The sequence below is a fragment of the Coprobacter secundus subsp. similis genome (assembly GCF_015097275.1).
In the GTDB taxonomy this organism is placed as follows: domain Bacteria; phylum Bacteroidota; class Bacteroidia; order Bacteroidales; family Coprobacteraceae; genus Coprobacter; species Coprobacter secundus.
This window is the reverse complement of sequence record NZ_AP023322.1, coordinates 368,191-393,208: the sequence shown is the minus strand read 5'-3', so window position 1 is coordinate 393,208 and position 25,018 is coordinate 368,191. Positions and strand designations below refer to the sequence as shown.

27 protein-coding genes are annotated in these 25,018 nt (G+C 51.0%); 10 read left to right on the top strand and 17 right to left on the bottom strand.

Annotation, left to right across the window (positions count from 1 at the left end; genetic code table 11):
- Nucleotides 1–66 precede the first annotated feature (66 nt).
- The 5 genes from Cop2CBH44_RS01480 to Cop2CBH44_RS01460 form a co-directional block, all read right to left on the bottom strand.
- A complete protein-coding gene (locus Cop2CBH44_RS01480; protein WP_200755406.1) occupies nt 67–2,022 on the bottom strand; it encodes a sialate O-acetylesterase in 1,956 nt (651 codons plus the stop codon).
- A 43-nt stretch (nt 2,023–2,065) separates the two neighbouring features.
- On the bottom strand, nt 2,066–4,327 hold the full coding sequence (locus Cop2CBH44_RS01475) for a glycoside hydrolase family 3 N-terminal domain-containing protein (protein WP_200755405.1): 2,262 nt from the start codon (nt 4,325–4,327) through the stop codon (nt 2,066–2,068).
- A 2-nt stretch (nt 4,328–4,329) separates the two neighbouring features.
- Nucleotides 4,330–7,275 carry a galactose-binding domain-containing protein gene (locus Cop2CBH44_RS01470; protein ID WP_200755404.1) on the bottom strand — a complete coding sequence of 982 codons (2,946 nt, stop codon included), beginning with the start codon at nt 7,273–7,275 and terminating at the stop codon, nt 4,330–4,332.
- Between the two features lie 185 nt (nt 7,276–7,460).
- Nucleotides 7,461–9,536 (bottom strand): alpha-amylase family protein, encoded by a 2,076-nt coding sequence (locus Cop2CBH44_RS01465; protein ID WP_200755403.1) that lies wholly within the window; start codon nt 9,534–9,536, stop codon nt 7,461–7,463.
- Nucleotides 9,537–9,555: 19 nt separating this feature from the next.
- On the bottom strand, nt 9,556–11,730 hold the full coding sequence (locus tag Cop2CBH44_RS01460) for an alpha-galactosidase (RefSeq protein ID WP_200755402.1): 2,175 nt from the start codon (nt 11,728–11,730) through the stop codon (nt 9,556–9,558).
- Nucleotides 11,731–11,894: 164 nt separating this feature from the next.
- Here Cop2CBH44_RS01460 and Cop2CBH44_RS01455 point away from each other — a divergent pair, with 164 nt between their 5' ends.
- From Cop2CBH44_RS01455 to Cop2CBH44_RS01410, 10 genes are all read left to right on the top strand, one after another.
- The gene (locus tag Cop2CBH44_RS01455; RefSeq protein WP_055096172.1) at nt 11,895–12,233 is read left to right on the top strand and encodes a hypothetical protein; all 339 of its coding nucleotides are present in this window, start codon (nt 11,895–11,897) and stop codon (nt 12,231–12,233) included.
- Nucleotides 12,234–12,743: 510 nt separating this feature from the next.
- A complete protein-coding gene (locus tag Cop2CBH44_RS01450; protein ID WP_009126113.1) occupies nt 12,744–13,130 on the top strand; it encodes a hypothetical protein in 387 nt (128 codons plus the stop codon).
- Nucleotides 13,131–13,291: 161 nt separating this feature from the next.
- Nucleotides 13,292–13,507 (top strand): hypothetical protein, encoded by a 216-nt coding sequence (locus tag Cop2CBH44_RS01445; protein WP_004291535.1) that lies wholly within the window; start codon nt 13,292–13,294, stop codon nt 13,505–13,507.
- An 11-nt stretch (nt 13,508–13,518) separates the two neighbouring features.
- Nucleotides 13,519–13,740, top strand: a complete 222-nt coding sequence (locus Cop2CBH44_RS01440; protein WP_004291534.1) for a hypothetical protein — start codon at nt 13,519–13,521, stop codon at nt 13,738–13,740.
- Nucleotides 13,741–13,753: 13 nt separating this feature from the next.
- Entirely contained in the window at nt 13,754–14,170 is a 417-nt protein-coding gene (locus tag Cop2CBH44_RS01435) for a PcfK-like family protein (RefSeq protein ID WP_004291533.1), read from the top strand.
- Entirely contained in the window at nt 14,167–15,498 is a 1,332-nt protein-coding gene (locus Cop2CBH44_RS01430; protein WP_004291532.1) for a PcfJ domain-containing protein, read from the top strand. The genes Cop2CBH44_RS01435 and Cop2CBH44_RS01430 overlap by 4 nt, the downstream gene beginning before the upstream one ends.
- A 24-nt stretch (nt 15,499–15,522) precedes the next feature.
- Complete coding sequence (locus Cop2CBH44_RS01425) at nt 15,523–15,780, top strand: DUF8466 domain-containing protein (RefSeq protein WP_004291531.1); 258 nt, start codon at nt 15,523–15,525, stop codon at nt 15,778–15,780.
- 19 nt (nt 15,781–15,799) lie between these two features.
- Nucleotides 15,800–16,033 (top strand): DUF3873 domain-containing protein, encoded by a 234-nt coding sequence (locus tag Cop2CBH44_RS01420; protein ID WP_004304291.1) that lies wholly within the window; start codon nt 15,800–15,802, stop codon nt 16,031–16,033.
- Nucleotides 16,030–16,275: a DUF6956 domain-containing protein gene (locus Cop2CBH44_RS01415; protein WP_004291529.1), complete on the top strand. Its 246-nt coding sequence runs from the start codon at nt 16,030–16,032 to the stop codon at nt 16,273–16,275. The genes Cop2CBH44_RS01420 and Cop2CBH44_RS01415 overlap by 4 nt, the downstream gene beginning before the upstream one ends.
- Before the next feature lie 53 nt (nt 16,276–16,328).
- The gene (locus tag Cop2CBH44_RS01410; protein WP_004304290.1) at nt 16,329–16,637 is read left to right on the top strand and encodes a hypothetical protein; all 309 of its coding nucleotides are present in this window, start codon (nt 16,329–16,331) and stop codon (nt 16,635–16,637) included.
- 33 nt (nt 16,638–16,670) lie between these two features.
- On the opposite strand, the gene Cop2CBH44_RS16625 is transcribed toward Cop2CBH44_RS01410, so the two are convergent.
- From Cop2CBH44_RS16625 to Cop2CBH44_RS01345, 12 genes are all read right to left on the bottom strand, one after another.
- Entirely contained in the window at nt 16,671–17,060 is a 390-nt protein-coding gene (locus Cop2CBH44_RS16625) for a hypothetical protein (protein ID WP_004291527.1), read from the bottom strand.
- Nucleotides 17,061–17,124: 64 nt separating this feature from the next.
- On the bottom strand, nt 17,125–17,652 hold the full coding sequence (locus Cop2CBH44_RS01395; RefSeq protein ID WP_004291526.1) for a glycoside hydrolase family protein: 528 nt from the start codon (nt 17,650–17,652) through the stop codon (nt 17,125–17,127).
- The gene (locus Cop2CBH44_RS01390; RefSeq protein WP_004291525.1) at nt 17,649–18,152 is read right to left on the bottom strand and encodes a DUF3872 domain-containing protein; all 504 of its coding nucleotides are present in this window, start codon (nt 18,150–18,152) and stop codon (nt 17,649–17,651) included. Before Cop2CBH44_RS01390 ends, Cop2CBH44_RS01395 begins: the two co-directional genes overlap by 4 nt.
- On the bottom strand, nt 18,149–19,051 hold the full coding sequence (locus Cop2CBH44_RS01385; protein ID WP_004291524.1) for a DUF8464 domain-containing protein: 903 nt from the start codon (nt 19,049–19,051) through the stop codon (nt 18,149–18,151). Before Cop2CBH44_RS01385 ends, Cop2CBH44_RS01390 begins: the two co-directional genes overlap by 4 nt.
- Nucleotides 19,052–19,058: 7 nt before the next feature.
- Nucleotides 19,059–19,634, bottom strand: coding sequence for a conjugal transfer protein TraO (locus Cop2CBH44_RS01380; protein ID WP_004291523.1), 576 nt, complete (start codon nt 19,632–19,634; stop codon nt 19,059–19,061).
- Nucleotides 19,635–19,636: 2 nt separating this feature from the next.
- A complete protein-coding gene (gene traN, locus Cop2CBH44_RS01375; RefSeq protein WP_004291522.1) occupies nt 19,637–20,623 on the bottom strand; it encodes a conjugative transposon protein TraN in 987 nt (328 codons plus the stop codon).
- Between the two features lie 34 nt (nt 20,624–20,657).
- Nucleotides 20,658–22,010 (bottom strand): conjugative transposon protein TraM, encoded by a 1,353-nt coding sequence (traM, locus tag Cop2CBH44_RS01370; RefSeq protein ID WP_004291521.1) that lies wholly within the window; start codon nt 22,008–22,010, stop codon nt 20,658–20,660.
- Nucleotides 21,991–22,278, bottom strand: a complete 288-nt coding sequence (locus tag Cop2CBH44_RS01365) for a TraL conjugative transposon family protein (RefSeq protein WP_018697145.1) — start codon at nt 22,276–22,278, stop codon at nt 21,991–21,993. Before Cop2CBH44_RS01365 ends, traM begins: the two co-directional genes overlap by 20 nt.
- 27 nt (nt 22,279–22,305) lie before the next feature.
- The gene (gene traK, locus Cop2CBH44_RS01360) at nt 22,306–22,929 is read right to left on the bottom strand and encodes a conjugative transposon protein TraK (RefSeq protein WP_004291519.1); all 624 of its coding nucleotides are present in this window, start codon (nt 22,927–22,929) and stop codon (nt 22,306–22,308) included.
- 31 nt (nt 22,930–22,960) lie between these two features.
- Entirely contained in the window at nt 22,961–23,965 is a 1,005-nt protein-coding gene (gene traJ / locus Cop2CBH44_RS01355) for a conjugative transposon protein TraJ (RefSeq protein ID WP_004291518.1), read from the bottom strand.
- 3 nt (nt 23,966–23,968) lie between these two features.
- Nucleotides 23,969–24,598: a DUF4141 domain-containing protein gene (locus Cop2CBH44_RS01350; protein WP_004304283.1), complete on the bottom strand. Its 630-nt coding sequence runs from the start codon at nt 24,596–24,598 to the stop codon at nt 23,969–23,971.
- Nucleotides 24,599–24,621: 23 nt separating this feature from the next.
- The gene (locus Cop2CBH44_RS01345; RefSeq protein WP_004291516.1) at nt 24,622–25,002 is read right to left on the bottom strand and encodes a DUF3876 domain-containing protein; all 381 of its coding nucleotides are present in this window, start codon (nt 25,000–25,002) and stop codon (nt 24,622–24,624) included.
- Nucleotides 25,003–25,018: the final 16 nt, after the last annotated feature.

Below are 25,018 nucleotides of genomic sequence, written 5' to 3'. Positions count from 1 at the left end.
GGTTTGTGTGTCATGCAGGTTACAACTTGTCTTTTTCTCTGCCTTTCCAAAGGGAAAGATTCTGCATTACCAGTTGTCGGTGCGGAAGGGCGACGCGGGCAACCCTTCGGCATTGTAGAGTGTGCTTTCTATATTGTTGCCCCAACCGTAGCGAACTGCCACAGGGTATTTCACTTCGGGAGAGGAAAGTATCACTTTGTTTCCGGATATGACAGCGTGGGCTTTGTGGAAACGGTGGTCGGGCCCGGATATGACAAAACCTTTGAGTTCGCCGCCTTTAGCTTGCAATCCTCCGCCTGTGCAGGAAAATTCTACTTCTACGCGGTCTCCGTCGACCCGATAGGTTGCGTAGCGGGGACCGGAACAAGTAAGGTCTTTGCCGTAGGTGTCTGCCAGTGCAATGAGCGACAGGCGCCGGCCCACTTCCTGCTTGTTTTTGGGGTGTATGTCACCGGCTTCTCCGATGTCATATATGACGGCCATACCGGTATGTTCCATACAGAGGGCTTTGGCCTGGGCTTCACGCAGCTCGGGCCAGGGGCTTTCTTCTTGCCCGTCCACGCGTTCCATGAAGTTGGCCAACTGCACGAAGTAGAAGGGCATATCGGGATTGTTCCACTTATCGCGCCAATCGTGTATAAGCGCTTGAAAGAGGTCGGTATACTCGGCTGCCCGTCCGACATTAGCTTCTCCCTGATACCAGATAACGCCTTTTACGGGGAACGTCACGAGAGGGTGTACCATCGCATTATAGAGTACGGTGGGATAACTTGAGCTTCCTACGGGCGATACGGGTGCAATAGGATATTTTGCCAATGAGAGCCCGATATCGTATTTCCACTTACCTGCCAGGGGGATTTTATCCTGTGCTGATGAGAGATACATGTCTTCTGCCTTACCGTGAATGCCTCCTTCGCCTCCGTAGTCGGATACACGTACGGTAATAACGGCTTTACCGGGTTTTACCATTTTCGCAGGTATCGTATAGAGTCTGGGGGTGGTAAATCCTGACCCTCGTGCGGCTTCTTCTCCGTTCCAGTACAGGATGTCTTCGTCGTCAATCATCGCCAGGCTGAGGGTCAAGTCCTGCCCTGCCCATGCTGCGGGTATCTCGACCGTCCGACGAAACCACACTGTGCCGTCAAAGTTTTTCAGTCCTTTTCCTTCCCAGTATCCGGGCAAGTCCATTTCTTCCCAGCGGGTATCGTCATAGTCGGGCATGCACCAATACGGGCGCCGGTCTTTATAGCCCCGGTCGTCGGTGAGCAATCCGGCTCTCCAGTTGTCCATTTTCGAGATGTAGCGTTCCTGCATCTTTGCCGCATCAAAGTTCATCCGGCTCAAATCGCGCATTTCGTCAACATATCCGTACACATTTTTCAAGGTACTGTAACTCGTCCATGCTTCTGCAGGAGTGCCGCCCCAGGTACAGTCGATAACTCCGACCGGAATACCGAGTTCCTGCCACAGACGACGGGCAAAGAAGTACCCCAGTGCGGAAAATTCGGGTACGGATGCGGGAGAGCATTCTTGCCAGCCTCCCATTGTCGAAGCGACGTCGGCTGCGGGGGCAAGCGATGTTGCTTTTTTTACCTGAAACAGGCGTATACAGGGATAATCGGCAGCGGCCACTTCCTGTTCGTAGTTCAAGACTTTGCCCCAGCCTGCTACGGGCATTTCCATATTGGACTGTCCGGAACAGAACCAGACTTCTCCTATCAGGATATTGCGCAAGGTGATTTTTTTCCCGTCCGAGATGGTTATGTCAAAGGGCCCTCCAGCTTCGGGGGTGGGTATGCGCACGCTCCAGTTCCCTTCGGCATCGGAGTGAAAACGGTATTGCTCATGGTCCCACCCGGTAGTTACGGTCATTTTCTTACCGGCGGCAGCTTTTCCGTAGAGGGTAACTTGTGTTTTTTGCTGCAAGACCATATTGTCGGTGAATATGGCGGGCAACGTGACTTTTGCCCGGGCGCTTCCGACGACCAGGCAAAGGCATAACAGGATAAATAGCTTTTTCATATTTTTTTACTGCTGGTGGTTGTTTTTCTATGTGTCGTATTTTTCAGCGGACTATTATTGTCCGTACAAAATGTATTTGGTCTGATGCGCTTCCTACTTGTATCTCAAATTCTCCGGGCTCTACCACTTTCTGCATACGGGTATTGTACAGGGCGAGTTCCGAGAGAGGCAACGTAAGTTCGACGGTCTTTGTCCCACCGGCTTCGACAGAGATTTTGTCGAAAGCTTTCAACTGCTGAACCGGTGTCGCCACAGTGCTTATTTTGTCTCTTACGTAGAGTTGCACTACTTCCTTGCCGTCTCTTTTTCCTGTATTCTCTACTGTAACCTTGACTTTGAGTATGCCATCTGCCGTCAGGAGGGTATCGCTCAGGACACAGCCGGTGTACCGGAATGTCGTATAGCTGAGCCCGTAACCAAAATTCCATAGGGGGTCGGGCTTATCGAATATATAGTGACCCTTGGGTTCGTCGGGAGTCCCGGGCTGGTCGAAGGGTTCTTCGCGGTCGGTAACATAGTGATTGTAGAAACAAGGTGTATTGCCCGTACTTCGGGGGAAGGAAACGTTTACTTTTCCCGAAGGGTTTACCTTGCCTGTAAGAATGTCTGCCAAGGTATTGCCCTGCTGCTCTCCGGCATACCACTGCACCAGAAGGGCATCGGCATTTTCTTTTACCCACGGCATTGCCAAAGGCTTACCGGCAATAAAAACGACAATGAGCGGTTTGCCGGTCTTTTTTATTTCCTTTAAGAGGGTCAGTTGCTCCCCGGGCAGTTCCAGAGAGGAGAGGTCGAATCCTTCACCGCTTGTAGAGTATCTGGGCGAACGTCCCAGATAGGTGCTCCGCGTACCTATGGCGACTATGGCTATGTCGCTCCGGCGGGCTACTTCAACGGCTTCTGCTATCTTGCTTTTGTCACGGCTCCACCAGTCACAACCTTGGGCATAATTGATGGCAACTCGGTCTCCCACAACGTTTTTAAGTCCCTGTAACAAGGTTATTCCTTCGTCGGTGTCGCTTGTCGTCCAAGAATAGTCGCCCATGACTGTCTGGTCGGCATTGGGCCCGATGACGGCTATGGATTTGTAGCGTGTGATGTCCAACGGAAGTATGCCGTTTTTGTTCTCCAGCAAAATCGCACTCTCGTCGGCTATGGCTTTCGACAGTGCTATCTTCTCTTTGCTGCGTACTACTTTTTTCACTTGTTCGGGGTCGCCATAAGGTGCATCGAAGAGCCCGAGGCGAAATTTTACTGTCAGTATCCTTCTTACTGCCCGGTCGATGTATTTCTCGTCTAACCTCCCGTCGGCCACCATCTTTTCAAGGGTTTCGTAAGAAGAGTCTATATTCAGGTCTACCCCTGCTTCGAGTGCCATTTTTGCGGCTTCTTCCCGAGTAGCTGCTGCCCGGTGGAATGTGTGCAACCGCTCTACCGAGCCCCAGTCGGAATATACGTATCCGTCGAATCCCAGCTCCCCGCGCAACAGCTCGGTCATGTAGTAATAAGAACCGGTTACGGGTACACCGTCATAGGCACTGTAACATGTCATGACGGCCATCGGGGCGGTGCTCCGTATCACTTTTTCAAAGGGGTACAGGTACAGGCTTCTCAATTCTCTTTCTCCCCCGCTTACTCCGGCACAGTTCAGCCCGCCGGCAGGCGTACCGTGTGCTACAAAGTGCTTGGGCATACAGGTTATGTCGTATTCTTGGTATCCTTCGATAAAGGCTTCGCCCATGCGGGCTATGAGATAGGGGTCTTCGCCATAGGTTTCTTCTACCCTTCCCCACCGTAATTCCCGGGCAATGTCGAGCACAGGCGAGAGGATTTGGTGTATACCTATTGCCCGGGCTTCTTCTCCGGCTGCCCGGGTCATCTGCCGAACCAGCGAGGGATTGAAAGTGCTGCCTTGTGCCAATGCGTGGGGAAAGATGGTACAGCCATTCTGCAATATGCCTTCTATGCCTTCGGCTGAAGTGAGTACGGGAATGCCGAGGCGGGTATTGGTCTTCATGTATGTCTGTAATGCGCGGTACATTACGGCACAGTCGAAAGCGGGCATACTCATCTCATGCGTAGTGCCAAAACTTCTTCCGGCAAAGATTTTGTCTATATCTTCGAGCTTGCCTGATGCCCGGTTTTGCAACTGGTCTATTTTTTCTTGCAACGTCATCCGCGAGAGCAGGTCGTCGACCCGTTGCTGTACGGGTGCCGAAGCGTCTTTATACAAGGGCATTGCCCCTGTTGCAGACAGCGATGTTGCAGCAAGGGCAATGGAAATGGTTATGAGGTACTTTTTCATGATTATTTGTTGTTGTAAGGTGTTACTTGCAGGCGGTATGAGCCTCCTTGCAGGAGAGACTTGTCGAAAGTGATGGCGAGGTCTTTGCTCTCACCGGGCATGAGGGTAAAGTAGTTGTCGTTCATCATGGCGGGAAGTATGCGTTCTCCGTCGGTGGTACGTACGGCCTGAACGTGTACGGCAAATGCTACTCCTTGCGCCGAACGCGGATTAGTGACGGTTGCATTGATGCATGCTTTGCCTTCTTCGTCACCATCGACCAATTTGGAGGAAACTTTCAGCCGGGCTTCGGGCAGGGTATTCAATGCCGTAAAATCTCGACGGCCGTTTCCTCTCCAGTAGTTGTTCTCGGAGAGTACTTTTCCGGATTTGTCTTTCAGCGTAAGGCGTATAAAATGCACATCGGTGAGGCCTTCGGTGGGACGGGTCCCGCTGAGGACGTCGAAACTCCAGAGAGAATAACCGAACCACCATCCCAATTCGATGCCGAACATACGCACGTAACGGGCTTTTACTTCGGGGAAGGTGATTTCTTCCACGCCTTCGCGCCCTTCGTTCGTCTTGTATATTTCTTTCCAGTTTTTGGCGTCGTCCGAGATTTGTATTTTATAGGCTTTTCCATAGGCTGCTTCCCAATTGAGGCGTACGCCCCCGACCGATTGTATGCTGCCCAAGTCGACATATATCCATTCATTGTCGCTCCTATGCGCTGCCCAACGGGTATCGTCCTTGCCGTCCGATACATAGGAGGGGTCACCTTGTGCAGTAGACGAGGCTACTGCGGGCTTGCCCAGCGACAAGATTTCTCGCTCACGATTTACATCGAGGGTAAAACATGTGGTTGCCGTATTGGAGAGGGCATCGACAAGGGCTTTTTTCTGAAGGTGCTTTACCGGCTTGCCATCCATATTATAGATTACGGCTTCGGCTGTGAGTGCTTCGTAATTTCGTGCTGTGGTATTGGCAACTTTGATTTCTTCGGTAACGGGATTCCAGTATATATGGAGGGGCTCACATGCGGACTTGCACCCCCAATAAGCTCCTGTAAGGTCGTAATAGTAATCGTACGTCTGCCATACCATAGAGGGATATGCCGACTGCCCCATCCAAAGCATGATGCCTGAGGCATCTTCCCACATGTGGTCTAACCAGCCTTCGAAGAGGGCTTTATTGGATTCTATATTGACAAGCTGGGCTTTGCGGCAAAAGTCTTGTGCGTCGCGGGCAGTTCCGAATTCCCGGTCGATGGACTCGGCATAACGGTCGGGCAAGGCATTGCCTGCTCCCGAACCGAAATAGTGCTTGTTCCACATATCATCGCGCGGCCACCAGTTCTCGCGGGGCATGAATTTACGGAAGCTCTCGAAGGTGGGAACTACGGCTGTTCCTATCTCGGTACGGAATCCCCAGCCCCGTTTACCGTCTCCTCCGGAAGAGGGGTCGGGATATTTGCTGAAATAATAACGGGGGTCGAAGGCTCCCCAGTAACCGCTTCCACTCAATCCTCCGGAGTTGGAACAGGGCTGGAAATAGCGGTCGCCTCCGTCGAAAGTACGAATGTTCTCGGCCATCCAACCGGTAAGCGGGGGTTCGGGTGTCGCTTCATTGTCACCACACCATACGGCTATACAGGGATGGTTGCGTACGCGCTTGATTTTTTCGAGCATGTTGTTGTTGAAAGCGTTCAGGTCATACGGCAGAGTCGGGTTGGAATTGATCCAGAAATCGTCCCAGACCATGATGCCGTATTTGTCGCAGTACTCGTAAAACTCGTCATCGGTAACCGAACCGAGCCAATTACGAATCATATTGAAATTCATGTCTTTATGAAGCCGTATCCGAGTCTCGTATTCCTGCCCGCGGCAGCGCAGCATATATTCCGACATGCCCCAATTGGCTCCTTTGACAAATACGGGGACTCCGTTGATGTGGATGTGGAAGATATTGCCATCCTTGTCATAGGTATATTTACGGATACCGAACGTAATGTCCCGGGTGTCGGATATTTCGTTACCCGCCAGAACTTCTATTTTGCAGTTGTACAAGTTGGGGTCTCCATACCCGTTGGGCCACCAGAGTTTGGGACTGTTGATACTTAACTGAGGGTAATAACGTTTGTCGAATTTTATTTTCCGGGTAGCTCCTGCCTCGATTTGTATCTCTTCTTCGAAGGTGATGTCCCCGGGTGTAATCGTGCCTTTGACGATGTATTTTTCTGCTCGGGAACGATTGTTTTCTACATCAAACTCCAGTGAGAGGTCGGCTCTTGCATTGGTGGGCAAGTCGGTACGAATCCAGGGGTCGATAAGGGTTGCCGTACCGGTATTGCTCAAATAGACTTTGTCGGTAATACCGCTATTGAGACCCGGCACATAGGGCATCCAGTCCCACCCTCCGCTCGACAGGTAGTTGGGGCTCCCCTGATTGGCCAACGGGGTGCGAGGTATGTGCACCAGAACGGCCAATATATTCTTGCCATCTCGGTCTATAATGTCGGTGACGTTGAAGCGTCCCCGATGCATAAATCCGTCTAACGTCCCCAACAGAGCCCCATTGAGGTATATGTCGGCTTTGCGGTTGACTCCGTTGAAATGTAACCAGACCAGTTCTTTTTTATAGTCGGCAGGGACTGTAAATTCGGCCCTGTACCAAAAGCTCCTGTCGTACTTGCTTCTATCGACCCGGTGTATATTGTCTCCGAAATTGGGGTCTTCCTCGTAGCCGGCTACTACATACGAGTTGAACACAGTCCCCGGAACTACGGCATCGACCCACGAGGACATATCGTAACGGGGGTCGGACAGGCGGCTGACGTCATTGCCAACTTCGGCCTGAGGTTTTACTTTCCATGTAACCGACGGGGTTCCGCTGTGGAGGTAGGTATTTTCGGCCTGTAACGGAATGCAGCCCAGACATGCAGATATGAAGGCTGTACATATTTTTTTCATATTTTACGCTTTGTTTTTTGTTGTCGAAATTGTTTTTCTCTTTCTTTCCAAGGATTTTGCCGGACGGATAAAATGGGGCATATCGTTTGCTGCCACGTCTTTTTTATTTATCCTAAAGACCGGCTTGCCATATATAGATGATACTCCCCTTTTTATCGTCTCTTTCAAAAAGGGAAACGGGACGGCTACTCCAATGTGATACGATAGATGCGTGCATCTTTCCCGGGTATATCATAGTGAAGTTCCCCGTTTTCTACGGCAACGGACCGGCCCGTCCACAATTCTTTGACCGATACTACCTTGCGAGGGTCTATATCCAAGGCTTCCATAGATACCGAATCGGAAAGGTCGCCTTCGGCACCGTAGTTGAAACAAGCGACGTAGAGATGATGCCCGTCACGCAGCATAAATACCGACTCGGCTCCGTAATGGGTACCGCGAAACGATTTGTAACCGTAGACGGGCATAAACGAACGTTCTAAAGATGCCAATGCGAGTATATCTTTATTGTCTAACAGCTGAACCGCCCGTTCGATGGAGAGCTTCGGATTTCCGGTTTTTGACGGCTCGTCGGTACTGAAGTTGTCGCCCAACAATATCATTCCGGTAACTACTCCGGTGGTAATACGTGCCCGGTTTTCGCCCTCTGTCTCTCCGTCTTTCTGCAATACAATATGGTCGGGGTCGTTGTACTGGAAAAGCTTATCGGTCCACCATCCATAAGAAAGAGCGTTCATCACGTATTCAGAGTGTCCTATCGTGCCCCAAGCGTCGCAAGAGATGCGCCGGGAATTGCCATACTGGTAAGGGAAAAGCGGGGCTATCGAGAGGGAAAGGAACATGTCGTCGCCTGCCAAACCGAGCAGATAGCTGAATCCCTGATTGTAGGCTTGTGTCCCGGTGGTAACATTCTTGTCGTAGTAAGAATCGCCTTGTACGGCTCCGTTGGTCACAAAGTCGAGTTTTACATATTTGAATCCCCATTCTTTGAACTTCTTGAACTGATATGCCATGCGTTCTTTTATGGCCGGATGGGTGGGGTCGACACAGTACCCGCCTTGTTTGTGGGGCTTCCCGTTTACATACAAGAAGCAGTCTTTGTACTTGTATTTGTTCTGAGTTCCTTCTACATAGGAGTCGCCATTGTCGCCCCAGTATGAGAAGGGACACCAGTAAATTCCGGGAATCTGCCCGTTTTCTTCACATTTGCGAACGTATTGTCTCAACTGGTCTTCGCTCATGTTGTCCCAAAAGGAGTCCAAGTCGAGGACAACTTTACCTTGTCTATTGTGGAATCCTTTGGGGTATAATGTATTACGGAAGAAATCGGAGGCATCAGCAGCTGCTTTATAGTTGAGATGATTGGCAAGTACCGCCCAACTATTCCAACCGACAGGGGCTCCTTGTGTCCAAGTAGAACGTATCGGGAGAACACAGGTATTCGCTTCACCGTAGGCATTCATTCCTTCGCGCCAGTCATCGAAAACGCCCAGCATCATCTTGGCCGATTTTACACTATTGCCCTTTACCTTACCATGAGGTAACTTGTCGCGGGTAATATCGGAGGATGCTCCGGAATAGCAACAAAGCTGCTCGACAGTACCGTTGTCGGCCGACTTGACACGGACGGCGCTCTTCCAGGTGTCGTGCTCGACCGAACCCAGCACTACTCCCTTGCGACTGTCGCCATGATAGAGCGAAGTGACTTCGTAAGAGGTGAGTTCGCCGGTCAGCTTGTGACACTCGTAACGGATAAACCCGTCGTTGTCCCAAGGCACGAACAGCATCCTGTTCTGTTCGCTCCGAGGAAACCAAGCAACCGATGTTTCCGTAACAACCGGAGCCAGGTAGTTGGACGAAATGCCGGCATCACCGGTCAATTCGACTTCGGTAAGAATATAGGGGCGCTTGTCGTAGGTATATATCTTTTGCACCAATGCAACCGACGCCGAAGTACCGCTGAAACGAAAGGTATGGCATGTTCCTTTCCCGAAATTGTCATCGACCTTGTTCCGGGTATATTGCATCGTGGCGAATGAAGCGGGTGTCAGGGTCTTGGTCCCTATACCGGGAATGTCGCAAGTCGCTTCGGGACGGGCATTCGCAAATATGCGAAGCCCTTTATAGTCGTAATCGAAACTTTTTGCCTGCTCGTCATAGGTGATGCGCCACCCTCTGTTTTTTATGGTTACGGCTCCGGCCCGCAGGGAAAATGCGGACAGAATAAGTATGCTTAAAAATAATATTGTTCCGGTTTTCATGATAATGTCTTTCTATGATTTACAATGCTACTGCCTCGAAAACAAGGCTCTCGTACTCGTCGCTCATATAGAACGCGACACCGTGGTTCATCAGGAAATCGCCGGAGAATACTTTTCCTTCCAAGGAGTCGAATCGTGACCAGCGATTGGGTATCTTGTTGAGCTCGTGCAGGCGATATTGCTTGTCGGGGTCTAGTCCTTTGAGGTACAGTACTTGATGGTCTCCGTTCAGTGCCTTAGCCATGAGATAGGAATAAACAACGGCATGGCTCTTGTCTTCCAAAGCATACATAAGGGACACGCGGTTGCTCTCATAGGGCGACAGGAGGCGGTACATGTCACCGAACTGCACTACGTCTTTGACCCGGTTGTAATCGCTCATGGCCAGACGGCAATAGGCCTTTTCGTCGTCGGTCATCTGCCGGGGTTGCAAGTCCATACCGAGTTTGGCCGATGTGGCTACGTCGAAACGGAACTTCAAAGGTACCGTCCTGCCGGTGATGTGGTTGGGACATACCGAAACATGGCTTGCCATACAAATGGCGGGGAAGAACTGGCTGGCTCCCCACTGTATCTTGATGCGGTCGAGTGCATCGGTATTGTCGCTAATCCAGAACTCGTCGAAATAGGGCAATGTACCGTAATCGATGCGTCCCCCACCACCGGAACATGCCATGATGGTGACGTCGGGATACTTCTCCCGTACACGCTTGAGTACCGAATATAGACCTCTGACATACTCTATCCACAAGTGAGACTGCTTGTCGGCAGGGAGATAGCCGGATGCTGCATTTGTCATAAACCGATTGCAGTCCCATTTGATGTAAGATATGTCTTCGGTCTCGCTCATGGTCTTGTCTACTACGCTGAAAACGAAGTCCTGTACTTCCGGGTTACAAAGGTCGAGAACAAGCTGATTACGGCTCAAATCCAACGGGCGGTTGGGTTGTGTTATCACCCAATCGGGGTGTTTTTCATAGAGTTCGCTTTTGGGATTTACCATCTCGGGTTCTAACCAGATACCGAACTTGATATTTCTCTTCTGACACTCTTTTACCAGATAGCCCAAGCCGTCGGGAAGTTTCTCCCGGTTTATCGTCCAATCGCCCAAACCGGCATTGTCACTGTTTCTGGGGTGCTTCTTGCCGAACCAGCCATCGTCGAGAAGGAAAAGGTCGAATCCCATATCGGCGGCATCGTCGATGATACCGGTCAGTATTTCATTGTTAAAGTCGAAATAAGTGGCTTCCCAATTGTTCATCAACGTCATATGGGGCTTCGTCCCGTTGTATACTCCATATTGGCGGGCCCAGCGGTGAAAGCGGCGCGATACCGTACCTTTACCCTGATTGCTGTATGTGTACAGCAACGGTGGCGTAGTCAAGGTTTCGCCTTTTTTCAGGGTATATTGCCCGGCATACGAGTTGATACCTGATATGATGCGCAGCTTATCTTGGTTGTCGATACTGAAATGGAAGGCAAAACTTCCCGGCCATGCCAGCGTAGCCCCGATGACCTTGCCGCACTCTTCGGCCGCAGGCTTGTCCAAAGAGAGGTAGAAACAGGCATGCCCGTACTCGTTGGAGCGAACACCCAGGCGCGACTCGACGGTCTTTACCCCGCGAGTGAGAGCGCTCTCGGTCATGTGCATCTCATTTGCCCAATTTCCCCAAAACTGAGTCATATAATAATTTCTCGCATACAGGCTGATGCAGGACGAGGCGTAATCGTAAAGTACAACAGGCTTTTTCTCGTTACTGGTATATTCTACCCATTGTTCTATGATGTCTTCTTTCTCGTATGTCTTGAAGGAAACTTTTGCTCCGAATGCAAAATACGTGTCTTTCAAAAAGATGTCGGTCTGCACTTGATTATCGTTCAGACGACGCTGCTCGACCCTGTCAAACACCAATTCGGTAGAAGTGTTCCCGTCACCGTGTACGGCTCGAAGCGCCGGCTGGTGCACATATCCGGTTCCGAATGTAAGCAGTATTTCGTCGTTGGAAACCGGTACGAGTTCGCAATCCTTCTCCCTCAACCGATTGCCCAGATAGGACTGGCATAATTTGTTCTTGTCATTTACCTTATACACCAAACTTGTATTGTCCGTCTGGATAACAATAGTTTCTTGTGATGTTGCATTTGCCAATAACGGAAATGACAACATTGTCATAAGTACCGAAAAAAATTTCATATCGTGTGTTTTATATTAAAAATTTATATCAGACCTAAATAATAAGAGATGATACATAAAGTTTACCTCCAAAAAGAAATCACATTTTAACATTATAAATATTTCCTTTTTATTCCAATACGGAAAGTCTTGAACAAAGCCGATTCTCCAGTGCACAATATTTTATGCTACAAAATGACAAAAAATATAAAGATTCTACCGACACAAATATTTCAAAAAATACGACGAATGTAGCATTTTACCTTTGTCCAAGCGGTGTATTTACAGTTATTGCATTTCACATCTACATTTGTTATAGTGAGTATACCGGCTTGCCTCCGACATTACGGACGGGACATTTTTTATATTCTTTGCCCGGGGAAAGAGGCTTTACAAAGTATCATACGGCATATCGAGCATATTGCTTGGCGGAGGCTGCATCGGTATTTCTATCACTTATGTCTCAAAAAAAAGGTCATCGAACGATGAAACGGGGCTATCGAACGATTTATTCTCATAATTGATAAAAATAAAATTTCTTTTTTCGAATAAACTTCGTAAGTTTGCAGTAGGAAGTTACGAAAAGAGTGTAATTTATTGGAAATGAGCGTAGGTTAATTGCTCTTGATAGTAATAGGTTACGATTTAGTTAGTTATCTACTGCATTATCCTTCTGCGCGTTGCGTAACCTTCAAAGAACTCTTCGTATGCAAAAGTAGCTATTTAATTCGAGATTTTGATATAAACTCCCGTTTTTTATCCCCTCATTCATAAGAATTTTCCGTAAAAGCGGTATTGTCCGTCGGCACACCATTGCCCAAAACGAGTTTGGAACAAACGTGTGCCGACTACCGCATAGCTGGAGAAAAGGGCATTGCCTCACGCCTAAACGATGTTTAGACAGATGAAGCAATGCCCCTTTCTTTTGCGCCTATGCCAAGAGGTGCTTTTACGGGTTTTCAAATGATTTTTCTTTTTTCGCTGTCTCTTTTGCCGGAAGCGGAAAGTGAATGCAGAGTGTGTCAGCCTGCCCCATGAATGAAACAGGCGCCCACACACAGCCGGACAAACCGGGAAGAATGATTGTTGCCACCCGGCTGAACAAGTTCCGTCGGATCGGAAACAATCATACTTCCTTTGTTGTGGTTTGCCCTTTTCACGCTTCCGGTGATGTCTTTTTCCTTTTGGTGATTCTTTTTTTTACGGATTTTCCCCTGAAGTTTTTTTCTACACAATCTGCCTCTGTTTTCGTTTACCTCCATTTTGCGCCTTTCAGTAAGCCGCATCAGTCAGTCATTTTCGTTCTGGGCGCAAAGGTAATTCCGGGATTGGACGGGAAAGCAAGGTCAAGCCTCCTGTTTTCGGTAAAAATCTCCAGCCCTGCGGGTAGTATTTTGACCGAAAAACCTTGCATTCCCTAATCCCTACCTTTTCAAGCACCCGAAACGAAAACGACCGATGCGACAGAAAGACGCATAAAAAAAATGTCGGATAAACGAGAGGCAGATAAGATAGTTTGAAACTCAACTCCCTCAGCTCTTGAATCCGCATTAAAAACAAAAAAATCAAAAACAGCGAAGATATGACGGCAACGGCAAATTTCAGACAAATGGCGCAACACATCGGGTTGGCGATATGCGGCTTGATGATGCGCACCGCCTTCGGGGTGTTCGGCATCCTTTGGGGCATCATCAGAGAGATTGTAAACGGAGTGTTCCGAGTGGCGATAGGTGTAATCGTGGCTATCCTTTCCACCATTGCCTTCTTTGGCTTCATCCTTTGGTTATTCACCCTTTAACCCTTACCGACATGGCAAAAAGAAACAGCAAGACGGCAGCGCAGCAGTGCAGATATTACGAGGTGGACAACATCTTCGTGTATATGGTGGAAACGTACATCAACGGCAATTTTGAAACTTTCCGAAGATTGTACCACGAACTGAACAAGGACGCACGGAGGGATTTCATGGACTTCCTTCTCAGCGAGGTAGAGCCGACCTATTGGAGAGAGATACTGAAACAGATAATCTAAAAATGACAGCGATATGAAAGGAACAGACCATTTCAAGAGAACGATATATATGTACTTGGAACAGCGTGCGGAGGAAGATGCGCTATTTGCAAAGAAGTACCGCAACCCTGCCAAGAACATGGACGAGTGCGTGACCCACATTCTGAACTATGTGCAGAAAAGCGGTTGCAACGGTTTCACGGACGGAGAGATATTCGGGCAAGCCATCCACTACTATGAGGAAAACGAGATAGAGGTGGGCAAACCGATGGACTGCCAAGTGGTTGTGAACCACGTTGTGAAACTCACGGCAGAGGAAAAGGCGGAGGCACGTCAGAACGCTGTCCGCAAATACCAAGAGGAGGAACTCCGCAAGTTGCAGAACCGCCACAGACCGTCAGCGAGAAAAGAAAACCAACCCCAACCCTCATTATTTGATTTAGGCTTATGAAACCGAAGACCAAGATACAGAAAGAGGTGGCAAGACTTTCCGCCAACCTTCGCCCCATATCAGCGACACAAATAGATTGGGCATACCGCCACTGCGTTGAGCATATCGGCTACCGCACCAAGAAAGGGAACATCACCTGTTCCGACTGCGGTCACGAGTGGCACAGCGACAGCGGACTATGCGACACCCTTGAAGGCTGCACCTGCCCCAAATGCCATGCCGAACTCAAAGTGCAGGACACACGCAGACGCATCTACAAGGAAACGCAGAATTTCAGCGTGATAACCACCTGCAAAGGGTATCAGGTAATCCGCGTGGCGCAGGTCAGATGCGAGAGCAGGAAAGGCGAACCGATGCGTTTCTACTGCCACGAGGTCGTGCAGCGTTGGATTTCACCCGACGGCAAGGTTACGGACATGGCGTTGCTCCGTGGCTTCCTTTTCTGCTATTGCGATGTGTGGGCATTAGGCAGCGATATGGAGGTAAGACCGCACAACAGCCTATACGATGATGTGGTGGCAAGAAGCTGTGCATATCCAAAGATGAGGATATTGCCCCAACTCAGACGTAACGGCTTCAAGGGCGATTTCCACGGCATCTCCCCCGTGCGTCTTTTCAAAGCCTTGCTTTCAGACCCAAGAATTGAAACCCTTATGAAAGGCGGTGAGATTGAGGTCATGAAACACTTTCTTTTCAATACCCGTACTGCCGATGAATGTTGGGCATCATATCTGATTGCCAAGCGTCACAAGTATCAGATAGACAACCTCTCAATGTGGTGCGACTATCTGCGTATGCTCAAAAAACTCGGTCAAGACCTCCGTAACCCGAAGAACATCTGTCCCGAAGATTTCATGGCGGCACACGACAACGCAACCCGAAAAATTGAAGCCATACACGAGAAGGAAAGAGCCGCAGAGCAACGCCGTTGGGAGATTGAAAGGCGTGAGCGTGAGCAACAGCGACAACTCCAACGAAAGAAAGATGCGGAGGATTTCATCGCCAACAAATCCAAATTCTTCGGCTTGGTAATCACGGACGAGGAAATAATCGTCAAGGTGCTTGAAAGCATAGACGAGTATTACAACGAGGGCAAGACGCAGGGCATCTGCGTGTTTGGCAGTGGATACTACAAGAAAGCCGACACCCTCATACTATCGGCAAGGATTGGCGATGAGATTATTGAAACCGTAGAGGTGGACTTGCGAACCCTCGAAGTGGTGCAGTGCCACGGCAAGCACAACCAGGACACCGAATATCACGAGCGCATCATAGACCTTGTGAACAAGAACGCCAACCTTATCCGTGAGCGGATGAAAGCGGCATAGCATAACCCCTAAAACAACATTGATATGGAAGTAAGAATTGAAAGTATGATTTGTGTGTGGGATGATGCAATCCCCACGATGTTCCTTGAATTTGTGAACCTCCTCACTCTCACAACGAGTGAGGGGGAATTGAGAAAGAGCGTAAAGGAGTTTGCCGAGAAGCACGAACTTGACAAGTTTTTCCTTTACGGCTTCGGCTCACACCATTTCTACCTGCACCAACGCTACACAAGCAACCCCGAAATGGTGATGAAGAACAGAGTTCTGTCAGTACATTTTTAACCATCTAAAAAGCAACATTATGACAACACGAATGACCATCAACGGAGTAAGCACCTGCGCGGAAGCAGGTACGGAGAAATACGAGCGTTTCCAATCGGGTATCGGAAGACGCAGGCGGACACTTGTGCAGTACGACTACCGCCACCCCATAGACAGAGAATTGTTCTCTTGTGTCAAACCCACGTTGGACGAGTGCCGAGCCGCACGGGACAAGTGGCTGAACGCAAAGAAGGGAAAGGAGGACAGACTATGAACACGACCTATCAAACGCTGATAGTCAAGTTCAGCGAACCTATCACGGCATTGGACGGTATCTTTGACGATACCGGAGCGTGGGGAACGGACACCCTCAAGGGGTGGATAGATGATTACGAAAGCACACGTTTCACCGCCACCGACAGCCATACGGCAGTCATCACGAGCGAGTACAATATGGAATGTGTGAAAGAGTGGCTACAACGGCAGACCCCCATTTCCGAAATGCGAGAATTTTGAACGGGATGGCGGTGTCCGCACCGCCAATACTTAAAACCCTAAAAACAAAAGATATGATAGCCAAGACGATATTACAGCAGATAGGCGGAAAACGCTTCACCGCCATGACAGGTAGCCGTGATTTCATAGATATGGGCAACGGCTTACGGATGAGCCTTGCAAGGAACAAAACAAGTGCCAACCGCCTTGACATCATCTATGACGAAGGGGCAGACCTCTACAATATGCGCTTCTACCGCAGGACGTTCAGCAAAAAGACCTTTGAGTGCAAGACAAAGGACATTGCCGTACACGAGGGTATCTATTTTGATATGCTGGAGGAAATGTTCACGATGGTGACGGGACTTTACACACGCTTTTGAGTGGCGGGGCGGCGAGAGCCGCCCTACTTTCTTTCAGTGAGCATGATGGCGGACAAAGAAAGTAGCAAAGAAACCTTTGTCCAATCTGCGATAACTAAAAAATCCGCAAGTAAAACTTGCGGAGGCTATATATTGGGTCGTTATTTTTTGGTGGAGGGGAATGATAATCTCGAACCGTTGAACTACACATTTCTGCTTCGTCTCCATTTCCCCCAACGATTTGATACGTTCAATCATTTTTGTTGTTCCTTTCTGAATTTTCCTAAATACTTTCTTCATAATTTCGCTATACTTTTTATGGTTAATAACTATGTTTTGTATTGCTCTCACAACACTTACAACTTGAAGTGTTATTTGGAAACCGATAGGCAAAAATGGCTCAACGATGTCAATTAACGAGAAAATCCTACGATAATCTATCAAGTGATAGAGCAAAAGACGTGCCAAGTTAAATATGGCACGTCTTTTGCCAGTTTTGTCAGTCCTTTTATGGGATATACAACAGCGCAAACTCCGCCTTTCTCCGTTTGAGCAGCATGGCGTGGCGTTTTCCTTTGTAGTTGCAGAAGGCTATATACTCACGGTAGATGTTCCTGTCACCAGCTTCCAGCTTCTTGATTAAGGTGCTTTTGGGGATTGTTTTGCTGCCTAACAGCTTCGCCGGTCCCACATTGTAAGCTAACGTGCCAAGCAAAATCGAATCAACCCCGAATTTACGGAACATGGCGACAAATTTGCGCAGGTCTTTCCGCAAAAGTTCATCCGCATCCCGTTTTGTCATGGTTCGTGCCGAATACTTCTCGTTTGGCAAAAGTTTGTGACCCCAACCGACGTATGGGTAGTGTTTTTCTGAGTGCCAGCCTTCAAAGTAGCGGCAGCATAAAAAAGCACGTTCCATAAGCGGCAGTCGGTAGATTGCCGCCTGCCCGTCCGTTCCCTCTTGGCGGCTGATCTGCGCGGACACAGAACAGACCGTCAGAAGTGAACAGAGCATTGTCATGAATACACGCATCATTTCAACAAGGGGCTGAAGTTGCCGATGGGAACGATGGTAAGATCGTCGTCCTTTACATTCCTGTTGTTGAAGTCAAATTCCAGTTCGTAGGAGTTGCTAAAGTTATCCTCCACCACCACGATGAAATTATGCGCCTCATCACCCGCCGCCGTGTAGTACAGGCGGAATTTTTCGTTCTCCAGCAGGTAGCGGTCGTTAGGCAGGAAGGTGATGCCGTTATCCATTTTGAGCGAGCCTTCCCCCTCGAACTGGAAATAGCGGATGGTATAGAGCGTACCCGAAAAGTCGCCCTCCTTTTTCAGTTCACAGCGGATTTCCACTGTCTGCCCCTTTACTACCTTGTTCGGCACGGGCATGACCTCCACCGTGAAGGGATAGGACTGCTGGATGTCCATGTCATCGTCACATGACACGAGGGTGAATGACATGGCGGCTATCAGGCATAACGCCACTGCCTTGAATATTGATGTTCTCTTGTTTCTGTTGTTCAGTATGTTCATTGTTCTTCGATTTTTAGATGGTTGTTTTTCTGTTTTTTCGTTGTCAGTTGCAGGTACTCGTTCAAGTCCTTGCAACCGTCATAGAGGGAGGAACGGTCGGTGACACGTTCCCCGTATCGCATGGTAAGTGCGGCAAGCGTCCGCCGTCCGGCTTCGTCACGGTCGAGGAAGCAGCCGATGCGCCCGTATCCGTCCAGCAATCCCGCCGCCTTCTCCACGTTGGCGACTGAGTTCAGCACAAGACAGTCAGCGTTACCGGTTACACCAAGCGTCACGGCAGAGAGAAAGTCCATGAAGCCCTCGAACACGAGGCACTCGTCAGCCGGGATGTCATTCGCCTTTACCAGTGATACAGACTTCGGAGGTATGCAACCCTTGAAATATCGGCTTCTGACTTCATAGCCACCTGCCATGTTCGGAAAGCCAACGGCAAAATACCGTTTCCCACGCACACCGTAGTTCAAGCGGCAGCAGTGACGGGATGCGATGGCGTAAGGGATGCCCCGTTCCTCTAAATACTCCGTCAGCAGTGAGCGGAGCAGCGGAGCGACCTCCACATCCTCAAAAACGGATTCGGTCGGCTTCGAGAGATAGACGGGCTTTTCCCATCCGGCAACCGTCATATTGGCGGCTTCCGCTATGAACTTCGCTTGCTTCATGAAGTCATCGCTTTGCAGAAACTCCCCGGCAAGCGTGAAGATGTCGCCGCCCTTGCCCAAACCGAAGTCGTACCAGAGCTGTTTCGCCACGTTCACACGGAAAGAGGATGTGCGCTCGCCCCTGTACGGGGCAAGATACCACAGCTCGTTACCGCTCCTTCTGACAGGCTCATGCCCCAGCCGTGCGAGAAAATCCGCAAGCGGCATCCTTCTGACAGCATCTATTTCCGTCCTTTCCATGCCCGTGTCAGTTGATGATGAACTTGATACCGACCCCGAACTGCGTGTGGAACTTCCGTGTGTCGCCACCCCAAAGGCAACGCTCCCGCAGGTTGGCAAGCAGGGCGATACGGTCTGCCACGTAACACTCCACATCGAGCGTCAGCGCACCGCCGTAGATGAAGGCGTCCCGGTCGTGCAGCGTGGAGCCGTCATGCAGCACCTTCTTCCCCCAATTTACCGCCTCATATCCGGCGAGAGCCGAAGCCCCGGCATAGACGAAAACAATCTTTCGGGCGTCCGACAGTATCTTGAAGTAATAGCCGCCCTCCGCCGTGAACTGCGCCACGGGTATCTTGGTGTCCTTGTAGGGATTGTTCTTCAACAGGTATTCGCCACCGAACACCCACTTGTTCCCCTTCTTCGTGTAGGTGGAGAGAGCCGCCCCGAAGCTGTACCCGCCGTCCTTGCCGCCGAGATTGAAGCCGTCCGCCATGTCCGCCCTCACCTCGATGCCCTGCATCTTCGGCAGACACCGCTGGGCGTGCGCCTGCCCTGTAAAAAGGGCAAGCGACGCGATGATTATTGCGATGTACTTTCTCATGGTCAGCGTACTTGAAGTTCGTTGATGGTACCCGCGCGTACCAAATCCTCGTTCTCAATCACGAAGGACTGGTGACGGCCGCCGTTCTTCTCGTTCAATTCCACCACGAGGCACTTGTCATCGGGGATGGTGAACTTCGCCATCGTGAAGACCGTGCGCTCGCTCTTTTTGCCCGGCACGAGGGTGGCGTAGTTCTGCGCGCGGAGCGGCAGAATAATCTGCTCCTGCACGGCAGTACGCTTCGCAACCTTCTTGTCCACGATTTTCCAAGTGATGTAGTCCACATCGAAAGGCACGTTGCTCTGGTTCTTTATCTCCGTGTGGAAATAAAGCAAGCCGTTGTGCGTGTAGATGCCTTTCAACAGGTATTGGATGCCGAAACGCTTGCAGCCGATATGCTTCACCTCGCGCTTGTTCTGTTTGTGGATGGACTTCATGATAAGGCGCACCAGCATCGGGCTTTCGCTGCCCAGCTCTTTCAGATAGATTTCCTGCGCGTTGTTCGGGCGGTTCACCGTGCTGCCGTCATGGATGAAGTCGCACATCTCCACGTTGAGCAACAGCGGTTCGGCGGCGTACTTCACGTTGAAGGTGTAGAAACTGCCGTCCTCCGTGATGACGGACATATTCGTTTCGTTGGGAAAATTCCTTACGGTAGCCTTCACACGGATGATGTTCTCCGCTCCGTCGGCTTTCCCGGCAATCAGGTCGGGCGAGCCTAAATCGACATAGCGCACCTCCGCCGGAAAAATGACGTGGACGGTCTTGTCGTAGGTCACTTCCAGACCGTGCGGCGGTATCATGCGGTCGAAGGTCAGCTTGCGTGACAGCCCGTGATATAGGTCGCCGTCCGCCTCCTTCTGCGGATAGACCTCCTTCGTCAAGGTCGGTTGTTCACTTCCGTTGGTCGTTTCAACGGTTACATTCTCCTGCGCGTTGGCAGTTATGATGCCCATAGCGAGGGCAAACATGATGATTACTTTTCTCATTACTTTTGGATTTTAGTGGTAATTTTTATTGTTTTCAATATTTTTCTTGGTAAAGCATGACCCTGTACCCGGCTTTCAGATGCACCTTGACGGTTCGCATCTTTTTGGCGATGTACTGGCTCGTGCCTTGTATCAGCCCCTTGCCCAAGTCGGAGGCGAGCTGCGCCCCGGCATTGGTGGAGATGTTGATGCTGCTTCCCAGCGAGCCGCCCATGTTGGCGGCGACCTCCCGGACGGCGTTCATCTCCATCGAGTTCGGGATGAAGATGCCGGGCTGTCCGTCCGTGTCATAGACCGCAAGCTCCACGGGGATAATCGTGCCGTCGTATTCCAGCGAGGTAATCTCGATGTCGAGCCGCTCACCCTGTATCTTGCCCGTGCCGACCACCACCGCACCCCGGGGTATTGTCCTGCCTGCCACCGCCATAGGCTCCAGCAGGCGCAGCCTTACCGTCTGCCCGTCCGTCACGCTCTGCGCCCCATGCACGCACGCCGGTATGGTGTTCCTGTCCAATACCTCCGCCGTGCCGACAGCCGTGTTGAAACCCCGGTTGCGTTCCTGCGATAAGGCGGCGACAAACTCCGCGTTACTCATAGGCTGTGAGAGTGAAGAAACTACTTGATGCTCCACCTGTCTGATAGGCATTGCCTTGTTCTTCTTCCCTTTCTGCACGGTAGTTGGCTCTGCCCTCTGTTCCGCCGATGGCTGTCCTCCGTTCTGACCGCCCATGTACTTTGCCGCCAGCTCGTAGGACTTCTCCATAAGAGCCACCTGCTCGTCCATAGAGGAAGCCTTGCCCCTCTCGCTTTCCAGTTCCGACTCCAGCGATGCGATGCGCTCCAACAATTCGTCCATCTCCGCATTGTCGTTTTTCGGCTGGTCGTAGAAGTTTCCGAGCGTGGCGTTCAGGTCACGGTAGGCGGCTGCGGAGGACTGGATGGTCTGCGGCGTGGCTGGCTTTGCCCTTTCTTCCTTGCCGCCCGGATTGGCGAGGTCGAAGTCCACTCCGTTCTCCGTTCCCGCTATCTCGCGGTCGAACATGTCGCCCAGCTGCCCGATGGCACGGTTGCGGCTCTCCTGACGCTCTTCCATCTCCCCATGCTCGTAGGCTTTCAGCTTGTCGCCGATAATCTGCCGGTTCGCCTTGTCAGCGTCGGGCATCTCGGTGTTGTATCCGTCCGTTCCCGGCGGTTGCTCCTTGCCGGAGGACGGGGCGAATATCAGCCACATCGCCCCGATGAACACCAACACCATAGCGGGCAGCACGATCATCTTCTGCCGTTTCAGCCGTTGCGCCTCTGTCAGCGGTTCGCGCTCCTTTTTCGGTTTCCCCGTTTCGGGAGCAGCTTTGTTCTCTTTCGTCGGTTCATTCTTTGTCTGTTCCATATAAATAAGGTGTTAAGTGATTGCCTGTTTCCGCCGGGGTCGGCAGTTCCACCCGTCCGGCGTGTCCCGTTTCCATATGTGAGCCGTCGTTCCTGCCGATGTCATAGACGGCTCTGCCGAAGGTGTAAAGGGCAAGCACCGCGAAGGCGGCGAACATCCCCAGCACGATGCGGCGGCGTGTTTCCGGCGGCAAGCCGTCCAGATACCCTTTGAGACTTGCCGCCAAGCGTTTCCGTTTGTCGTGGAGTTTCCAATACATGCCCCACATTGATTTTCTGATACTTTTCATGTCCTGTTACCGTTTGATAGTCTGTAAATCCTTGTTCTCAATGATGGTGAAACCCTCGATGGTAAAACCGTTCGGGTTGTCATCCGACCGCGATGCGTTCAGCAGGCGGCAGGTGGTCACGAGGCTGCGCTCGGTGACGTTGCTCTGCCGGATGATTTTCTGTGTGGCGTAGGTCACGGCACGGTAGGGATAGGCGTTGAAGTCGCACACCACGCTGTCCACCTTCAGCACTTGGTTGATGTTCCCGGCGATGATGCGGTTGTAGTACCCCTTCTCCGCGAAGTCCGAATAATAGTGGTACACGCTCTTGTCCGCCAGCAGCAAGGCACGTTTCACGTTGTGTTCAATCGCGCTTTTTTCAGGTGATAGCGTGAAGAACATCTCGTGGAAACGGCGCACATGTTCCCGTGCCTCCGCCGGGCGGTTCTGCGACAAATCCTGAGACAAGGCGAGCATCAGGCTCTTGCCGTTGTCCAGCACATAGATTTTCTCCCGTTGCTTCTCTGCGAAACGGTAGGAGTTCCACACGCTCCACACCGTCACCACGGCGCACAGCGAGAGGAAGACGATACCGAACAGGCGTATCTGCCTGAACGACGATTCGATGTTTCTAAGTGATTTGAATTCCATTTATATTTTCCAATTTATGATTGCACATTGATTATTTCAGCAATTTGCCGACACGTCCGACTGCGTTTCCTGCGGCTGCACCCGCCACGCTGCCCGCCATGCTTCCGGCTCGTCCCGCCATCTGGTTCACGTTGCGACCGTAACCGCCCATGCCTCCGGCTTGGATAATCCAGCCCGCAACGGTGGGAATGGTAAAGTAGCCGATGATGCCGATGCAGAGGAATACGATATACACCCCGTCGCTCGAATCCAGCGAGAAGTTCGGGTCTGCCTGCATCCGCTCGATGTCGTTTTGCAGCATCAGAACCTGTATCTTCGCCAGTATGGTGCTGAACATGTCCGATACCGGTAGCCACAGATAGACCTGTATATAGCGGCATATCCACTGCGTGAGCGTGTTTTGGAAACCGTCCCATACCGACAGGGCGAAGGCTATCGGACCGAGAATCGCCAGCACCACGAGAAAGAAGGTGCGGACGGTGTCTATCACGAGGGCGGCGGCTTGGAACAGCAGTTCGAGTATCTCGCGGAAGAAGTCGCGGATGCTCTTCTTCATGTTGTACATTCCCCGGTCGATATACATTCCCGCCATCGTCACCATGTCGGAGGGCGACCAGCCGAGTTCCTCCAGTTGCTTGTCAAATTCCTCGTTGGACACGAGGTAGGCGGTTTCGGGGTTGCGTACCATCGCCTCGTATTCCAGTTTGTCCTTCTGCTCCCGGTATCGGTTCATGTCCAGCGTTTCCGCCTCCAGCATCTTTGCCGTGCCCTGTACGACGGGTGAGAGGATGCTGTTTATCGTGCCCAGCACCACAGTCGGGAAGAACATGATGCACAGACCGATGGCAAAAGGACGGAGCATCGGGAATACGTCTATCGGTTCAGCTCTCGCCAGCGACTGCCATACCCGGTAGGCGACGTAGAACAGCGCACCCAGCCCGGCGATGCCTTTCGCCACACCAGCCATGTCCCCACACAGCGGCATCATCTGCTCATAAAGTGAACGTAAAATCTGATGAAGGTTGTCGAACTTCATAGGCTACCAGTATCTTTCGTTCATGTTCCCGTACAGCCCCATGATGCGGTCGAGGTCGTTCTTCTTTTTCGCACGCAGGTAACTCACGGAGATGTTCTTGTTCGTGTAGTAGCTCACGAGGTTGCGGTAACGCTTCATCTTCGAGTGGCAGCGTTCCACCACGTCCATGCGCTCCTTGTCGGTCATGGAGAGCGTGGTGATGTTCACCACGTTCCTGAGTTCCGTCAACACTTCGTTGCTTTCCTCCAGCAGTTTCGTGTAGCCGAAAGCGATTGCGGAAAGCTCTTCGGGTCTGAAATTCCCGTCACGGAGCATCCGTTGGAAACTGTTCACATAGATGTCTGTGATGTCGCCCACCATCAGGATGGTCTGCTGCACCTTGCGGGCGTCCTTGACCAGATTGTTCACCGATTTGAGGGCATCGTAATACTTCTTGCCCTGCTGATAGATTTTCACCGTCTCCTGAAAGTTGCTCACCATGTTCGTGGCGGTCTTGGAGGTATGGATGATGTTTTTGGAGGCATTGATGATGCCCTGCGCTAGATTGCCCGGATCGCTTACGACCCACTGTGCGCTTGCCCTGCCCGCGAAAAGCAGGCACAGGCAGATAATCATTGTTATTCTTGTTCTCATGTTACTTTGGATTTTAGTGGTTGTTATTCTTCGGTCGGATGTCCCGGCTGCGGCTTCACCCGCACATAGTCCCCGTTTGGCGAGAAAGTCAGCACATCCGTGGCCTCGTTGTAGGACACGTCGATGCGGAAGCCGGTGTTCATGAACAGGTTGCCGTTCTCCTCCTGCAAGAGATAGGTTTCCGGCTTGAGCTTGCGGCGCAGACCGCTACGACGGAACACCGTCACTTTGTAGGCTTCGCCCTCCTTGTAGATAAGCACGTCAGGTTTTCCCTCCACGCTCTCCCAGTTCCCGCACAGCATGTCGCGGCGGTTGTCGGCCACGTCGCAGGATTGCAGCATCATGACCGCCAATCCGATAAGGCACTTGCTGACTTGCAGCATTTTCACTTTTGGTAAATTCATACGCGTTTTTCTTTTT

Coding starts and splice junctions, on each gene's coding strand:
- Cop2CBH44_RS01420 (WP_004304291.1), top strand. CDS start 15,800: ATGACAACACGAATGACCATCAACGGAGTAAGCACCTGCGCGGAAGCA.
- Cop2CBH44_RS01465 (WP_200755403.1), bottom strand. CDS start 9,536: ATGAAAACCGGAACAATATTATTTTTAAGCATACTTATTCTGTCCGCA.
- Cop2CBH44_RS01380 (WP_004291523.1), bottom strand. CDS start 19,634: ATGAGAAAGTACATCGCAATAATCATCGCGTCGCTTGCCCTTTTTACA.
- Cop2CBH44_RS01385 (WP_004291524.1), bottom strand. CDS start 19,051: ATGGAAAGGACGGAAATAGATGCTGTCAGAAGGATGCCGCTTGCGGAT.
- Cop2CBH44_RS01350 (WP_004304283.1), bottom strand. CDS start 24,598: ATGAGAACAAGAATAACAATGATTATCTGCCTGTGCCTGCTTTTCGCG.
- Cop2CBH44_RS01445 (WP_004291535.1), top strand. CDS start 13,292: ATGACGGCAACGGCAAATTTCAGACAAATGGCGCAACACATCGGGTTG.
- Cop2CBH44_RS01480 (WP_200755406.1), bottom strand. CDS start 2,022: ATGAAAAAGCTATTTATCCTGTTATGCCTTTGCCTGGTCGTCGGAAGC.
- Cop2CBH44_RS01365 (WP_018697145.1), bottom strand. CDS start 22,278: ATGTGGGGCATGTATTGGAAACTCCACGACAAACGGAAACGCTTGGCG.
- Cop2CBH44_RS01390 (WP_004291525.1), bottom strand. CDS start 18,152: ATGAACATACTGAACAACAGAAACAAGAGAACATCAATATTCAAGGCA.
- Cop2CBH44_RS01395 (WP_004291526.1), bottom strand. CDS start 17,652: ATGATGCGTGTATTCATGACAATGCTCTGTTCACTTCTGACGGTCTGT.
- Cop2CBH44_RS01450 (WP_009126113.1), top strand. CDS start 12,744: ATGAATGAAACAGGCGCCCACACACAGCCGGACAAACCGGGAAGAATG.
- Cop2CBH44_RS01345 (WP_004291516.1), bottom strand. CDS start 25,002: ATGAATTTACCAAAAGTGAAAATGCTGCAAGTCAGCAAGTGCCTTATC.
- Cop2CBH44_RS01470 (WP_200755404.1), bottom strand. CDS start 7,275: ATGAAAAAAATATGTACAGCCTTCATATCTGCATGTCTGGGCTGCATT.
- Cop2CBH44_RS01455 (WP_055096172.1), top strand. CDS start 11,895: ATGCTACAAAATGACAAAAAATATAAAGATTCTACCGACACAAATATT.
- traM (WP_004291521.1), bottom strand. CDS start 22,010: ATGGAACAGACAAAGAATGAACCGACGAAAGAGAACAAAGCTGCTCCC.
- Cop2CBH44_RS01475 (WP_200755405.1), bottom strand. CDS start 4,327: ATGAAAAAGTACCTCATAACCATTTCCATTGCCCTTGCTGCAACATCG.
- Cop2CBH44_RS01415 (WP_004291529.1), top strand. CDS start 16,030: ATGAACACGACCTATCAAACGCTGATAGTCAAGTTCAGCGAACCTATC.
- Cop2CBH44_RS01410 (WP_004304290.1), top strand. CDS start 16,329: ATGATAGCCAAGACGATATTACAGCAGATAGGCGGAAAACGCTTCACC.
- Cop2CBH44_RS01440 (WP_004291534.1), top strand. CDS start 13,519: ATGGCAAAAAGAAACAGCAAGACGGCAGCGCAGCAGTGCAGATATTAC.
- traN (WP_004291522.1), bottom strand. CDS start 20,623: ATGAGAAAAGTAATCATCATGTTTGCCCTCGCTATGGGCATCATAACT.
- Cop2CBH44_RS01425 (WP_004291531.1), top strand. CDS start 15,523: ATGGAAGTAAGAATTGAAAGTATGATTTGTGTGTGGGATGATGCAATC.
- traJ (WP_004291518.1), bottom strand. CDS start 23,965: ATGAAGTTCGACAACCTTCATCAGATTTTACGTTCACTTTATGAGCAG.
- traK (WP_004291519.1), bottom strand. CDS start 22,929: ATGGAATTCAAATCACTTAGAAACATCGAATCGTCGTTCAGGCAGATA.
- Cop2CBH44_RS01435 (WP_004291533.1), top strand. CDS start 13,754: ATGAAAGGAACAGACCATTTCAAGAGAACGATATATATGTACTTGGAA.
- Cop2CBH44_RS01430 (WP_004291532.1), top strand. CDS start 14,167: ATGAAACCGAAGACCAAGATACAGAAAGAGGTGGCAAGACTTTCCGCC.
- Cop2CBH44_RS01460 (WP_200755402.1), bottom strand. CDS start 11,730: ATGAAATTTTTTTCGGTACTTATGACAATGTTGTCATTTCCGTTATTG.